The organism is Geobacter psychrophilus (assembly GCF_056821595.1).
On the sequence record NZ_JBXDTU010000004.1, the window covers coordinates 3,771,395 to 3,785,604 of the forward strand.

Genomic DNA, 14,210 nt, shown 5'->3' on the forward strand with positions numbered 1-14,210 from the left:
CTGATGAGGGCTTGACAGGTTGATGTTGATTGAGGGCAATGGGCTGTATCCAATAACTTTACCAGTGACAATAATACATAAGGCGACGTTTCATAACGTCGCCTTATGGTGTTTGATGCATGCGAGTAACGTGCTGTCGGCAGACTCAACACACAATTGTTGGCATACTCATAACATAATAATATTTTGCCATTACATTTATGTAATATAACACCATAACATAGTGTGAAATTTGGTTGTTTTCTTCACATATTCAGCATAATACTGATGAACCGTTTAGTGCTTTCAAGAATAGTCTGTTCAGCCAAGGAAGATGATTGAGTATCTATTTGATAAGCATCGGAGAATATAGTTTTGGATACGCATACAATTAGCAACTGTATTTTTATATTGTCTGGCGCGATTATTATGCTGATCAGCATAATGGGAACGAAAAATCTTATGGCGGCCTTGCATTTTGTTCCTGAACGCCAGCGGAGATATATCAGGATGAATCTGGTGCTGCATCGTGTATTGATGGCGTTTTTTTTGTGCGGTTACCTTGTCGTGCTTGCTGCCTTTGCGTTTCATTACTCTTTTGTCAGTGAAACCTTTGTCAGTCTAATATTTTTCTTCGGTGCCATTTTTGTATTCTTGGGGGTAAGTGTCCAATCCCGGCTCTTGTCGGAAGTGCATAATACGTTACAGGGTATTCTTCCTATCTGCTGCAAGTGTAAGAAGATTCGAAACGTTGCGGCAAATCCAAAGGACCCGTTGGCATGGAAGAAAATAGAGGTGTACCTCTCCGAAAAGACCAATGTGAATTTTACCCATGGACTTTGCCCGGAATGTTTCGCAGGGGAATTGAAGGACCTGGAGAAAATGGTTTGACTGGCTGGCAGATCGTATGCAGCTGAATTTCATCCCCCACGTAATGACAGAAGATGATGAATGCCTTGTTGACCACCTTCCCCCATCCAGCAGCGTTTTGAAGAAACCCGCAACGCATGACAGAACTTCTGATCAGAATACTTACTGCCTGACACGTCTTGGCACCCTCCTTGTATACCACCACCCACCGGCCTCAGGATGATTGCTCATGTGGCTGGAATATGATAATCAGAACTGCCTGGAGGGTAGATATGTCGCAGTGCAAACAAAATGATGCGGAACATTCCATACTGATCGTAGATGATGATGCCGAGTTTCTTGATGGAGCGCGACGCGCTCTTCTAGCCCATGGCGTCGGCAATGTTACAACGCTGCTGGAAAGTGCCCAGGTTTTCAGGGCGCTTGCGACCGGTGCCCATACCGTCATGCTGCTCGACTGGGTCATGCCGGACCCCTCGGGAGCAGACCTGCTCCCCGAAATAGTACGTCAGTATCCAAATATACCGGTCATTATCATGACCGGGGTGCGTGATCTGGAAAATGTGGTCAGTTGCATCAAGCAGGGAGCATATGATTATGTTACCAAACCGCTTGATACGACGCGGCTGGTTTCCATCGTCCAGAATGCCGTAAAAAGCAACGAACTGATCATTCGAAACCAGAAGCTTACCGGGTATCTGCTGGGCGAACCTCTGGCGAACCCTGAAAATTTCAGCGAAATTATTACCTGCAATGATCGTATGATGGCCATATTCAAGGTGATCGAAACCCTGGCCAGCTCACGTCAGCCGGTATTGATTACCGGTGAGACCGGAGTCGGAAAAGAGCTGATAGCCCAGGCAATTCATAGATGCAGCGGCCTCAAAGGGCGCATGGTAACGGTCAATGCAGCGGGTCTGGACGATACCATGCTGGCGGATACCCTGTATGGACACAAAAAAGGGGCCTACACCGGGGCGACCGAAAGTCGCGAGGGGTTGATCGAGCTGGCGAAGGGCGGAACCCTGTTTCTGGATGAGATCGGCGACCTGAGTGGCGCCTCGCAGATAAAGCTGCTGCGGCTTTTGCAACAAAATGAATACTACCGTCTCGGTTCCGATGTCCTTCACAAAAGTGATGCACGAATTATCGCCGCATCCAATGGGAATTTCCAGAGCTTGCTTTCCTCCGGCGCGTTCAGGAGCGATCTGTACTATCGGATCAGTGCCCACTCGCTTCACATCCCACCGTTACGGGAACGGCGAGAAGATAAACTTCTGCTGGTGGAACATTATGTGATGAAGACGGCAAAGGCGATGCTGAGGACCCCTCCCGAATTGTCCAAGGATCTCCGCCATGCGTTGATATCGTACGACTTCCCCGGCAATGTGCGGGAGATGATCAACATGATTCATAACGCCATTACCTATAACCGGACTGAAACACTGGGCCTGGAAGATTTTCCCGGTCTGGCGCCCGGCAAGTCATCGCCCAGAAATATCATCCGCAAATTGGGTAACAATCAATTTGCCCTGCATGGGATTTATCACGATTTTCCAACCATTGATGAGGTCCAGACTGTGCTGGTGGAGGAAGCAATTTCGCTGTCGCACGGCAATCGAAGCATTGCGGCGAAGATGCTGGGGGTCAGTCGCCCGACACTGCAGAAAAAGCTGGAGCGGGCTGCAGAAAAACGCGTTGAAGAAGAGTGGGTATAGTGAGTGTACCGGAGGGATTACGAAGCTGAATTGTCTGCTGTTACCGGAAGGTGCACCGTTGCTACTGTCCCGCAATCCTCGTCAGGGTCAACAGTCAAACGCCCTTTGTGTTCTGATACGATAAAGTTTGATATATACAGACCCAGGCCGCTTCCGCCCTTGTCGATCCTGGTTGAGAAAAACGCTTCAAACAGGTACTTCCGGACCTCCGGCGGGATGCCTTCCCCCTGATCCGTAACAATTATCCGTACCTCGCTGGATTCAGCCGCATACTCCGTTTTTACCGTCACCGTCCCCCTGGTGTTGGGCATGGCCTGCATGGCATTGAGCAGCAGGTTCACGATCACCTGTTCCAGCTGATACTGGTTGCCGGTGATATCCGGCAGATTGGGAGCAAGGCTGGGGACGATGGAAATTTCACCCTGCCGGCCATGGGCCCGGATGATGGTGAGTGCTTCCTCTACAACACGGTTGACCGAAACACCGGGGCTGAGTTCATTACGCTCTCCCAGGTTATAGGTTCGCAGGTCCTGAATTACCCGCTCAACCCGGTCAGCATTGTTAAGGATTGATTCGTTGGCCCCCTTGATTTCTCCTTTGGCCACACCGAACGGCATCCCGCCCAGGGTAAAATCACCCTCCTCCTTTGTTACCTGTTCCAATATGGGCAGGGCATCCTTCCATGAACCGGCAAGGTGCTGGGCAGCCAGCTTGATGACGCCGTTGGGGGTGTTGATGTTGTGCGCGATGCTGGAGATCATCAGTCCCAGTGAGGTCAAACGGTTGGTTTGGATCAGTTTGGCCATGATATTCCGCCGCTCTTCCTGAACCTCCAGCTGCATGGCCTTGACCAGTTCCTCCTGCAGGGTGCGGTTGTCATTTTCCCGTTCTTCCAGGGCAGCGGCAAGCCTGTTGACCGCCTGCGCAGCTCTCCCGGCTTCATCATCCTTGTCGATGATGATCTTGGCCGAAAAATCTCCACCCATCATGCTGTTGAGTCCTTCGGTGAGGGTGTTGAAGGAGCGGGTGACCCGCATCATCACAGGGTAGCAGGCAGCAACCATGGCCATCCAGAACAGCAGGGCTATGCCGCAGGTCTTGATAATTGCCGAACGGACCTTTTCCATTCTGTCGCCGGTATCAATGGATACGGAGACCGTTCCGAGGGGAGAAGGCGCAGGACGGGAACTGCCGGTTAAAGCAGCTTCCGCCGACGGGCTGGAGGTTTCGGCCGTTACCGGAGCGGATGACGTGATGCACGGGGTATCAGAGGGGATGGTCGGTGATTCGACAACAACAAGTTTTCTGTTGTCGTTATTGGTTATGATGATTTGTGCGACTTGCGGCGTTGAGAGCATTTTCGTGGCAAGGCGGGTCAGTTCGGTCACGTTTTCCGAATAGAGCGGCAGGGTGACACTGCCGGCCAGAAGCGAGGCCAGAAGTTGGGCCTTTTCGTTCGAGCGCTCCTGATAGTTCCGTATCTCCCCGTTGATGAGAATAAACACGAACGCTGTGGATATGATGCCGGTGAAGATCGTAAAGATGAGGAAAAGTTTGCTGCGGAAGTTGGTCTGGAAGCGACCGGAAAGGTTCATGGAATTCATTCGGAATTCCTGTTGCCGACAATATCCGGGTTAAGGCCGAGTCGGCGCAGCACGGACGGGTTGGATCTGACGGTTGTCCTGCGGGGCGATACGGGAGGGATATCGGAGATACCATCACCGGCTATCAGCGCAGCGGCCATCTCGCCACCCTGTTTCCCCATGTCAAAGCGGTCGATTTCCAGGGCCAGGGCGGCGCCGGATGCCAGGTAGGCGCTGGAAAAGACGACCACCGGCACCCTGTGGCCGGCCGAGAACAGAAAATGGGCATCAGCCGCTTCTCCGCTGGCGGTGACGCTGTCCGGCAGCATCCAGAGCGCATCAACCTGTCCCGCCAGAGAGTCCAGCTGACGTGAAACATCCCGAGACGATTTGACCTCGCGCACCACCAGGTCGATCCCGTAGCCGGCCGCCAGTTTCCTGGCCTGCCTGATATAAGCGGCACTGCGGGAGGCATTGCTGATCACCCCCACCTTGCGTGCCTTAATAAGTCCGAAGAGCGGGAGATACCGTTCCGGCGCAGGCTGCACCTCCACACCGGTTATGGCCGGGTGTCCCATCATCCCTGCCTTGTAACTGAGCGCCATAAGGGCGATCACCGGCGTCTGGCGCACCTTGCGGGCCGCTGCCAGGGCTTTGTCCCCCAGCGATATGATGGCTACCGGGTTTTCCTCGCGGGCAACCCGCACCAGGTCAATCTCGGTGTAATCCGTGAGCACGATGACGCGTTCCGAGAAGCGCGATTCAGAGCGCAGCCCCCGCAGCACATCATCATAGGCCGGTGAGCGCTGGCTCTGTACGATCAGCAGGTCATAGCACCAGGCTGAGCCGGATAGCAGCAGCCACAGGGATGGTATCAGCAGTCCCAAATGCCTCAAAATCGGAACCTCACTCCACCCTCGGCCCAGCGGCCGTTGTTGCGGAAAACCTCATCCAGATACTGGGAGCCGTTGAAGATATTGCGCAGGGAGAAGAACAGCTCTGCCCCAGTGAGGCAGCCGCTGAAGGGGGTGGCATTCAGGTGCAGATCCCAGAGCAGCCCACGATAGCTGCCAATACGGCGCGGATCGGCGTTCCAGAAGATATGCCGGCCGTTTAGAAGCCCCTTGAAAAGTTTATGGTCGTCGTAGAGCAGACCCAGCTGCAGGGTATGGGTCGGCATATCCCGAAGCACGGAGTTGTCTGAGCTCCGGCGGGTATCAGCATACGTGTATCCGGAACGCAGCGATAGATTGAACGCTTCCGCGGTCCGCGTCTCCAGCTCGAAGCCCTGTTTGATCTGGCGTTCACTCCCGAAGGTGCGGGTCTGTGGGTCACGGGTGGTGATGTCCCAGGTGTCGTTGCGGAACAGGGTCCCCTTCAGCCAGAAATAGGGGATGGCGCTGGTCTCAAAACCGATCTGGCTGGTCCAGACCCGTTCGCTGCCCCGGTCGAGGGTGAAGGCGGGCAGGCTGAAGCCTTTGGCGGTATAGCCCCGCAGCAGGGTATTGTCGGTCAGTTGCCAGGTGATGCCGAATGAGGGGCTGAACTGGTCGCCCGACGTGCCGGTCAGGTCGTAGCGTATTCCGGATGACAATGAGACCGGCCCAATGCTATAGGTGTCATTCAGGTAAAAGCCCCAGCGGTCGGCCCGGCGGTTGAGAATATCCACCTTGACAAGTGCTTCATTGGAGTCCAGTCGGGCGTGCTGGTAATCAACACCGGCCACCATCAGGTTGCCTGATTGGCGCCAGAGTAGTCGCACCCCGCCGCCGGAGACCCGTTCGTCGTTCTTGACCGTCTGTATTGGCTGGTTGTCACTCAAGTAGGCTGTCTCAACGCCAATCTGATTGACCGAGTGACTGCCGTTCAGCTCCAGCTCAAGATGGCTGCCGAAGGGTTGACGTACGGACAGGCCCAGGATCAGGCGCCGGGCGTCATCCTTGCTTTGCACGTCGAGCGGAACATAGGCCAGTTCGCCGCGACCGACTCGCGAGAAATTGGTAAGAAAACTGATTTGCCCCTGGTGTGGGAGTTCCCAGTTCAGACGGGCATGGCCATTGGCGCTGTTGAAGCCGGTATTGGGACGGAACCCTGCTGAGCCGAGGTAGCCGCCCGACAGGTAGTAGCCCAAGCGGTCAATTGTGCCGGACAGTTCCCCGCCGGCATCGTTGGTGCCCCGTTCTCCCTGGGCCACAGTGGCCATGCCACCGAAGCGGCGATCCGTGTTGGGGGACTTGGTGATGACATTGATCACCCCTCCCAGGGCCTGACCCCAGGCCGAGGAGGCTGCCCCCTTGACGATCTCCACCCGCTCGATGATGCGGGCCGGGATCTGGCCGATGTCAGAGAAGTTTGCCGACAGGTTGTTATAGGTGATGCCGTCCAGCATGACCAGAACGTGGCTGGAGTTGGATCCCTGGATGCGGGTATTGGCAATATTGGCAGAGCCGATCTGGTTCTCGATCTGGAGGCCGGGGATGGTGGCCAGGATATCGATCAGGGTGTGGGCGTTGAGCGCTTCGATCTCCGTGGCGGTAATCACGGTCGTGTTTTCGGCGGTGCGCGAGAGCTGGCGCGGCAAACGACCGGCAACGGCGTCTTCCACCAGCGGCTGTCCCAGCAGGGTCAGGGTTTCGTCCTGCTCTTCTGCCCGTGCCCCCAGGGGAAGGCTGCAGAAAAAGATTAGAATTATAAAAATATGTAGTAAGTTTCGGGCATGCATGTTGCGTCTAGATAGCATGATCCATGCCGTTATGTCCACTGTGCCGTTGGTATTTCACACGAGAGGAGGTGATCAGGATGCAGAACCGAGCCATGCTGGTGCTGGATGAGGGGTCTTGCCCGTTTCTGGGAGGGGAATATTATTCCTGCTGTTTTTCGGGTCTGATGTTGTTCCGGTAACATTAATTTGATACGTAGTAATGGGGGGCTTGAACAGCCCCCCGATTATCCTTTGAGGTTCCATAATGGATGTATCGCGCTACATCAAAATCTATCCCGATGCGGATAATTCGGATTCGGTGCTGATCTACTCCACCCTGCGGGGGGCGGTGCTGCAGGTCTCCCGTGCTGTAGCGGATGCCCTTTTCGACGGGACGCTGGCCGGGCCTGAACAGGAGACCATGAAGCGTCTCGGCATCCTGGTGCCGGATGCCCGGATCGAGCAGCAGCTGCTGGCGGGATATTTTGACTGGGCCAATGCCAATGCCCGCCGATACACCGCCCTGGTGACCCTCAATCTGGACTGCAACCTGGCCTGTCCTTACTGCTACGAGGACCATTTTCGGGGCAAAAGCTACATGAGCGAGGCTACTGCCGATCTGCTGGTAGCAACGATCCTGAATGGCCCTATGGCGGCTGGCCAGGAGATACTGCTGGATTTTTACGGCGGCGAGGCGCTGCTCTCGATCCCGCTCCTCCGGCGCATTGCCGGTCCGTTGCGTGAGGCCGCAACCCGGGGCAGCACGGCCTTTTCCTTCAATCTGGTCACCAATGGCACCCTGCTGACTCGCCAGGTGGTGGAAGAACTGCTGCCACTAGGGCTGGTCGGGGCCAGGATCACCATGGACGGCCCCCCCGGGATTCATAACCTCCAGCGACCCTTTGTCTCCGGCAAGGGGAGTTTTGAACTGATCAAAAACAATCTCAAGGATGTCTGCAGCCTGCTCAAGCTGCAGCTGGGTGGGAACTTCACCCGCGACAATTACCGACGTTTTCCGGAGCTGCTGGATATTCTGGAAGCTGAAGGGATCACACCGGACAAGCTTTACATGGTTCAATTTTCACCGGTTATCCCCAAGGCCGGTGAGGCCGGGCTGGGAGATTTTGCCATGGGATGCGCCTGCATCAACGAGCCGTGGCTGATCGAAGCCTCGCTTTTTCTGCGGGAGGAGATCCTCAAACGGGGCTGGAATACCCCCAAACCCAAACTGGCAGGCTGTATGGTGGAGTTTGAAAATGACCTGATAGTGGCCTGGGACGGCTCGCTCTACAAGTGTCCGGCCTTTATGGGGTGGGCGGATCTGAAGATCGGCACCCTTGCCGGCGGCATAGGTGAGTACCGGGATTCCCACCACATGGATGGCTGGAAGACTGAGGAATGCCTGGAATGCCCCTATCTGCCACTTTGTTTCGGTGGCTGCCGCTATCTGCAGCGACTGCGCAGCGGCGCAATCGATGGGATCGATTGCCGCCGGCAGTACCTGGATCAAGCCTTGGAGCGGATTGTCCGGCAGGATATACAGCTGCGGCCAAGGCAGGATTAGCCGGATATGATGGGGTGCAGGTTTTTTTACACATTTTGTAAGTTGTTGAAATAAAAAGGCAAAACAACGAATTTTGCAGGGTATGTAAAGAAAGTTTACACTTTTTTTAATTCAATAAAAACAGTGAGTTAGGTGCTGTTTTTGTTGTTTGTAAAGTTTCTTTACACATTGGGTTGTCCCAAAATGATGTTTTTACCCTCCCCAGACCCGTTTTTTCTCTACGATCGCTCAAATTGAAAATATTTTTTCTGAAGTAATTATTTTTTTCATCCATCCGCAATTTTTTTTATGCCCTCAGTAAACCCTCTCAAATTACCGTAAAATATTTTCATATGCCTGTGTCGTACCCCCCGCTTTCACATCACCACGCGCATAGTTAAAAATTTAAATTCTCAAATACTTCGGCCAGGCGGTAGTTGGCACTATCTGTGTAGTTGCTGATGTCTATCAAAACGACCTGAGATCAGGCTCGTGATGTTTTGCGTCAAATATCGTCATGGTCTGTCATTGATTACGGTGCACCAGTCTTACCCTGATTTACTACTCCGAGGAGCAACATGGATACGCAATCGGCCTGCCTTATTACCGGAGGAGACCTGTCTGTTACGGGACGTCCGACCCGCAGCATGCATATGATCTCCCGCGACGAGCTGCTGCAATGCGTTATGGACAGCGCCCGCAATGTTTTCAGTGTGATGGCCGGTATCGACTTGGAAGAGTGTCAGATGTCTCAGGATGGGCAACATGACAGCTGGGTGACCGCACTGATCAGCTTTGAGGGTTCTTACAGCGGGCTGGTGGCGCTGCACTGCCCGGAGCCGCTGGCCCGACGCACTACGTCAGTGCTGCTGTGTGCGGGAGATGCTGTGAGGCTGCATGATGTCTTCGATGCCATGGGCGAGGTTGTCAATATCCTCGGCGGCGATGTGAAGCTTTATCTGGACAGGGGAGGCCGGCGGGTCTGCCTGTCCACACCGTCGGTGTTTGTGAGGGACAGGGAATCACATGAAGTGTTTCTGTCGGTGCCGGAGACATTGGTCTGCACCATGGCTGCCGGAACTGAGAAGCTGATGATCGGAGTGCAGGTCCGTCGCGGAGAGCACAGCAATAGCGATGGTAACCGGTTGTAAAAGTTCCAGGCTGGTTCCGGGATACGGAACTGCAATTTTGAATGCAATCAAGGAGAGGGCATGAGCTCACAACTTTTTCCAGAGGATGTACTGTTTCTGCAGAGACTACTGAAGGCCCAGGGGGTATATGCCGGCAATTTGGACGGTGACTGGGGGCCGAAGACGGATACGGCTGTCAAAGGGATCGAAATGCAGACAGCCCGGATGGCAGAAACCCTTGGCACGTTTGACAGCGTTTCGGAGTGTTGTCTCCATACCCTCAATCTCAAGGCCCAGGAGTTCGCCCGCAGGGGGTTGCGGGCGATTCTTGATGCGGGCATTTCTGCCCGCATCATTTCGGGTACCCGTACCTATGCCGAACAGAACGCTCTGTACAAGAAAGGGCGTTTTGGCTTTCCCGGAGCGGTGGTGACCAATGCCCGCGGCGGTCAGAGCTGCCACAACTTTGGTATCGCTTGGGATATCGGTATTTTTCTGAATGGTCAGTACCTGGGAGATTCACCTCTTTACGACCAGGCTGCCGAGGCAGTCCTGGCAGCCAACATTGACGGTCTGGAATGGGGTGGCAACTGGAAGGGTTTCAGGGATCTGCCGCACTTTCAGCTGGCGACCGGGTTAACCCTGGCCGAACTGCGGGACCGGTTTGAGAACGGGGTGTCGTACGTGTGACGAAGGGACGCATGTGCGCTGTGGCTGAAAGTCCAGAGTTGTTTCCGATGCACGAATACCTTCAGCTTCAAGAATCCATCGTTATCCGCCAGCAGGGATCTGGCGTCAAATATCACCTGTCTCAATCCCAATGTATGACCTGGAGTCCGGAGGGACACCCATGAGCAAGATTCTTGTTTCGAACGAACTGATGAAAAGCCGGAAGGCCGCTTCGATATTGCTGCCACAATCGCTGTTCGAGTCCCTGCAGGACGCGGACGGCAATGCCTTGTTTTTTTCCATTGGGGATGACAAGGCCTTCTGCCTGATAGTTGAAAACCCGGGCGCCAATAGCGGTTGGGAGGCAACGGATATCAGTTCCGAACTGCGTGTATTTCACAATGGCAAGTCCATTGCGGCACAGACGTTTTCAGTAGCACAGAACCCTATTGACGGCACGATCACCATTGCCCTGGTGGTACGTGCCGCAGGGGAAAAATCGGATACTCTGTATGTGCTCTCCGCGCTTTCCAATGCGTCAACAGCAGACTGGTTCAGCTCTCCCTCCGCCAGAAACTGGGTGGCGCGCCCCTATGATGATCAAAAGCATACGCTGGCCTCGGTGTATATCGCCTATGTATATCTGTCTCAGGATCAATCGGATTCGCCGGACAGGCAGCTGGTAGCCGAGGTTATCAACCAGACCGGCGGATATATGCGCAACTACACCGTGAATCTGAGCGGAGAAAGAGCCTGGGCCGTTCTTCAGACAGCGGCGGATTTCGATTCCGTACTCGGGCAGGTTATCGGCAAACCGCTGGCATCCCCCAGGGCCGGTTTGTATCAGCTTGCCGGTCTCAATGACGGTTTGACGATTGATTTCATCCCCCTGCAATCCCTTGCTCCCCCGGCCATCATCAAGATGAAGGCGCCTGCTGGAGCCACAGCGCTGGCCGTGGCCACGGTCAATGACCAAAACCTGACGGATCTCTTCGTCGCGGCCAAAGATGGCCTGTATCTCTTTACGCCGGAGAAACAGGTCAACTTTGGCGAGGCGGCCAAGGTTGTGGACAATCGTATTTTTGCCGGCACCCATAAACTGCAGGTCCATTTATCCGCTACAGATACCGTTGTATGGGGCCTGAACCAGCACGGGGATGTCTATTACTCCAGGTGTGCACGCGGGCAGGAACACGTTACGAGCGCCTGGTCCTGCCCGGTTCCCATTTTGAGTGAAGTCGAACAGATGGCGACATTCGTGGGCAAACAGAGTGCAAACAGTGTGGTCTTCGCCCATACCAAAGGACAGCAGATTGTCCTGCTCTCCCAGGATCCCCTGACCAGCGCCTGGCAGCAGCGCAACATTCTCCTGCCCTGTCCGAAAACTAACGCTGTCATGGAATACAACACCTTCAGCACGCATATCCAGCTGAGCGGCGACGATAATCTGCCGCTGCCCGTGGATACGCTTTACCTGACCTCCAGGGGGCGATGCAGCGTGTATGTCAATGATGTCTATCAGATCCTGTCACCGGATCTGCCGATCACGATTGCGACGGACACGACCGGAACGGTTACGATCATTCAGGAGACGCAGGGGGTGGGGGCTGTCGGGTATCGTTTGACATTGAAAAGCGATGGTACCGAAATTGACGTGAATCCCATGATCAAGCTCATTGACATCGTAGCAGGCATACAAACCGGGAGCGACCTGTCGAACATAACCATCACCAATGCTGACGGCAGCACCAGGAAACTGGTCCCTGACGGGACCGCCCGGCAGGATGTGGACAGTACCGTGCTCGCCCTGCAGCAATTCAGCCGGATCTCGGCAAGGATGCCGCCGGACGGCTCCCGGAAATCCGTCATAGCAGGTGGCAAGAGGTCGATCTCGCATGTGCCCGTAGCGTTTGTTGTGCAGCCGGACAGCATTTGGGGATTGTCATATGCTCCGGAAGGGATCACCCATTTTGCGGGTAGCGCAGCGATGGCGCATTACGGCCTGCAACGGGATGCGACCGGGACCCTGATGGCCGTATCCACACCTGCCATACAACTGGATGACATGTGGGACGCCATTGAGATTGCCGCCGGGGACATGTTTCGCTGGATAAAGCATGCCGTGGACGCGGTGGCCGGCTTTTTCGTCACGGTAGTCGGCGAGGTCTACCATTTCTTCATTGAACTGGAAGGACAGCTGTACCGCATCGTACTGGATTGTGTAAGCGATGTGGTGAATGCGATTGAATTTGTCCTGAGCAGAATCAAGATCTTCATCGAGGACCTGATCATACAACGGAATGAAGGCCTGGGCGGAAATCACCATGTGGATCGATTTCGGGCTTTGCGCCGCGGGATTTGTCCCGACCATTGCCGGAGTGGTCTGCCAGCAGGCTGCCAGGAGCGTTATGGCAATGTGTGGCAACTCCATCCGGAATGTCAGCCGCATGACAACACCCTTCACGAATATCGAAACCACCCCGGAAGCCTGTGCCGCCAGAATGGTGCTGATCTTCTCCTATGGCGTGAATCAGGAAGTTCTTGTTGCTGAGTCGGTTTGAAGTTTGTCTCGGCAGAAAAACCGATAATTGCGGAGGGATCACCCATGCCGGTAAACCCGGGTTTGCCACGGAAGGTGCTGGTTGTTCATGGCGTACAGACCGGCACTGACAACCTCAACCAGGATGGCCTGATAAACGAGCTGATCAAGAGCCGCATCGGCAACATCCCGCTCGCCTATCAGTGCGAGCTGTATCGCTACAAGAACATCGCGGCAGCAGCCCTGAAAAAGTATCAGAAACTGCTCGACCTGCTGGTTGCCGATCCGGTCGGGCAGGCGGTCGGCGACGCGGTCCTGCAGCTGGCCGGTGATGTCGTGATCTCCCTGGAAAACGGCTCTACGGCCGACAAGATCCGTCAGGGTCTGCGCCAAGCCATCCTGGAGATCTATGCAACGGGGAACCCCTGCTACATCGTGGCCCACAGCCTTGGATCCATCTACACCTTTGACGTCATCAATGCCCTGATTAACGACGGGGAGCATTTTGACCGCGCCTCCCGCAAGACCTGGCCGGTGCAGGGGCTGCTGACGATCGGCTCACCCATCGGCCTCGACCTGTTCAGGCAGAGCGGCCGCAACCGGCTCACGAACTTCGGAGCCGGCGACAAGTGGTTCCGATGGCTGAACATGTGGGACCCGAATGATCCGGTTGTCTCCGGGAACATCTTCGGGGAGCACCTCTCCGGGTACAAGGTTGCCGAGAGTTTTCTTACCGGTGACCCGGATCAGGGCTGGGTGATCCGCGACATTGTCACCGACACGGGCAAGAGCTGGCTCATGGCGCACACGGCCTATTGGCACAGTCCGGTTATCGGCGACAAGCTGGTCGATATGATGACGTCATGACAGGGGAGGGGATGATGCGGAGAATAGTTCTGCTGCTGGGAGCCGCAACGCTGCTGCTGACCTCGGGCTGCACCAGTTTTTTGTACCAGGGAGAGATTTCAGCCCGTGATGCCTACGGCAAAGAGCGCCAGTTCGTGTTGTACTGGACCAAAAAAGAACCTCTGATCGGTGCAGCGACGGCCGGACCGGCGATTCTCCTGATCGAATGCAGTCCCTTAACCAGGATCGATTTTAGTGAACGAGCCCAGGGGATCGTCTTTCTGAGTTCCAGCGACCGGGACCGTCTGCCGGGGCAGGGGGGCGTTGTCGACCCGAACCTGATCTGCGGGCGGGTTGCCGACCATGCCCGGTTGACGGAGGTGAAAGCGGGGGCGCTGGCTGTTGCGATCCTCTGCGAGCCGATCCCGAATGATTTCGCCGTGGAGCCGCGCAATTACCCTGCTGCCCGTGCACAGCCCTATGTTTTCCCGATTGTCGAGAAGGTCAGGCGATGGAGGGTGCTTGGGGAGACTCTGGAAGGGCCTCCGGTTCCGGTGTGTCGGAGTCGTTAGATGTGTTGCATGGATTGGGGGGGAGAGGGCTGCTCAATAGGGGCAGCAGGGAACTCATCG

Annotated in this window: 11 protein-coding genes; 8 read left to right on the forward strand and 3 right to left on the reverse strand. The window is 55.2% G+C overall.

The window, feature by feature from the left end; genetic code table 11:
- The first annotated feature begins 354 nt into the window (after positions 1–354).
- A complete protein-coding gene (locus tag ACOCF6_RS20100; RefSeq protein ID WP_482462104.1) occupies positions 355–870 on the forward strand; it encodes a hypothetical protein in 516 nt (171 codons plus the stop codon).
- Between the two features lie 251 nt (positions 871–1,121).
- Positions 1,122–2,567, forward strand: a complete 1,446-nt coding sequence (locus ACOCF6_RS20105; protein ID WP_482462105.1) for a sigma-54-dependent transcriptional regulator — start codon at positions 1,122–1,124, stop codon at positions 2,565–2,567.
- 17 nt (positions 2,568–2,584) lie between these two features.
- Here ACOCF6_RS20105 and ACOCF6_RS20110 read toward each other — a convergent pair whose 3' ends face one another.
- The 3 genes from ACOCF6_RS20110 to ACOCF6_RS20120 are packed head-to-tail and all read right to left on the reverse strand — an operon-like array spanning position 2,585 to position 6,890.
- Positions 2,585–4,171 carry an ATP-binding protein gene (locus ACOCF6_RS20110; RefSeq protein ID WP_482462106.1) on the reverse strand — a complete coding sequence of 529 codons (1,587 nt, stop codon included), beginning with the start codon at positions 4,169–4,171 and terminating at the stop codon, positions 2,585–2,587.
- Complete coding sequence (locus tag ACOCF6_RS20115) at positions 4,168–5,046, reverse strand: ABC transporter substrate-binding protein (RefSeq protein WP_482462107.1); 879 nt, start codon at positions 5,044–5,046, stop codon at positions 4,168–4,170. Before ACOCF6_RS20115 ends, ACOCF6_RS20110 begins: the two co-directional genes overlap by 4 nt.
- Positions 5,043–6,890 carry a TonB-dependent receptor plug domain-containing protein gene (locus tag ACOCF6_RS20120; RefSeq protein ID WP_482462108.1) on the reverse strand — a complete coding sequence of 616 codons (1,848 nt, stop codon included), beginning with the start codon at positions 6,888–6,890 and terminating at the stop codon, positions 5,043–5,045. The genes ACOCF6_RS20115 and ACOCF6_RS20120 overlap by 4 nt, the downstream gene beginning before the upstream one ends.
- 226 nt (positions 6,891–7,116) lie before the next feature.
- On the opposite strand from ACOCF6_RS20120, the gene gptM reads away from it, so the two are divergent.
- From gptM to ACOCF6_RS20150, 6 genes are all read left to right on the forward strand, one after another.
- The gene (gptM, locus tag ACOCF6_RS20125) at positions 7,117–8,415 is read left to right on the forward strand and encodes a geopeptide radical SAM maturase (protein WP_482462109.1); all 1,299 of its coding nucleotides are present in this window, start codon (positions 7,117–7,119) and stop codon (positions 8,413–8,415) included.
- Positions 8,416–8,972: 557 nt separating this feature from the next.
- Entirely contained in the window at positions 8,973–9,545 is a 573-nt protein-coding gene (locus ACOCF6_RS20130) for a chemotaxis protein CheX (protein WP_482462110.1), read from the forward strand.
- 60 nt (positions 9,546–9,605) lie between these two features.
- Positions 9,606–10,214 carry a M15 family metallopeptidase gene (locus ACOCF6_RS20135; RefSeq protein WP_482462111.1) on the forward strand — a complete coding sequence of 203 codons (609 nt, stop codon included), beginning with the start codon at positions 9,606–9,608 and terminating at the stop codon, positions 10,212–10,214.
- 160 nt (positions 10,215–10,374) lie between these two features.
- Positions 10,375–12,744: a hypothetical protein gene (locus ACOCF6_RS20140; RefSeq protein ID WP_482462112.1), complete on the forward strand. Its 2,370-nt coding sequence runs from the start codon at positions 10,375–10,377 to the stop codon at positions 12,742–12,744.
- A gap of 54 nt (positions 12,745–12,798) precedes the next feature.
- Positions 12,799–13,599 carry a hypothetical protein gene (locus tag ACOCF6_RS20145; RefSeq protein ID WP_482462113.1) on the forward strand — a complete coding sequence of 267 codons (801 nt, stop codon included), beginning with the start codon at positions 12,799–12,801 and terminating at the stop codon, positions 13,597–13,599.
- 14 nt (positions 13,600–13,613) lie between these two features.
- Positions 13,614–14,150: a hypothetical protein gene (locus ACOCF6_RS20150; protein ID WP_482462114.1), complete on the forward strand. Its 537-nt coding sequence runs from the start codon at positions 13,614–13,616 to the stop codon at positions 14,148–14,150.
- Positions 14,151–14,210: the final 60 nt, after the last annotated feature.

Coding starts and splice junctions, on each gene's coding strand:
- ACOCF6_RS20105 (WP_482462105.1), top strand. CDS start 1,122: ATGTCGCAGTGCAAACAAAATGATGCGGAACATTCCATACTGATCGTA.
- ACOCF6_RS20110 (WP_482462106.1), bottom strand. CDS start 4,171: ATGAATTCCATGAACCTTTCCGGTCGCTTCCAGACCAACTTCCGCAGC.
- ACOCF6_RS20120 (WP_482462108.1), bottom strand. CDS start 6,890: ATGCTATCTAGACGCAACATGCATGCCCGAAACTTACTACATATTTTT.
- gptM (WP_482462109.1), top strand. CDS start 7,117: ATGGATGTATCGCGCTACATCAAAATCTATCCCGATGCGGATAATTCG.
- ACOCF6_RS20130 (WP_482462110.1), top strand. CDS start 8,973: ATGGATACGCAATCGGCCTGCCTTATTACCGGAGGAGACCTGTCTGTT.
- ACOCF6_RS20135 (WP_482462111.1), top strand. CDS start 9,606: ATGAGCTCACAACTTTTTCCAGAGGATGTACTGTTTCTGCAGAGACTA.
- ACOCF6_RS20140 (WP_482462112.1), top strand. CDS start 10,375: ATGAGCAAGATTCTTGTTTCGAACGAACTGATGAAAAGCCGGAAGGCC.
- ACOCF6_RS20145 (WP_482462113.1), top strand. CDS start 12,799: ATGCCGGTAAACCCGGGTTTGCCACGGAAGGTGCTGGTTGTTCATGGC.
- ACOCF6_RS20150 (WP_482462114.1), top strand. CDS start 13,614: ATGCGGAGAATAGTTCTGCTGCTGGGAGCCGCAACGCTGCTGCTGACC.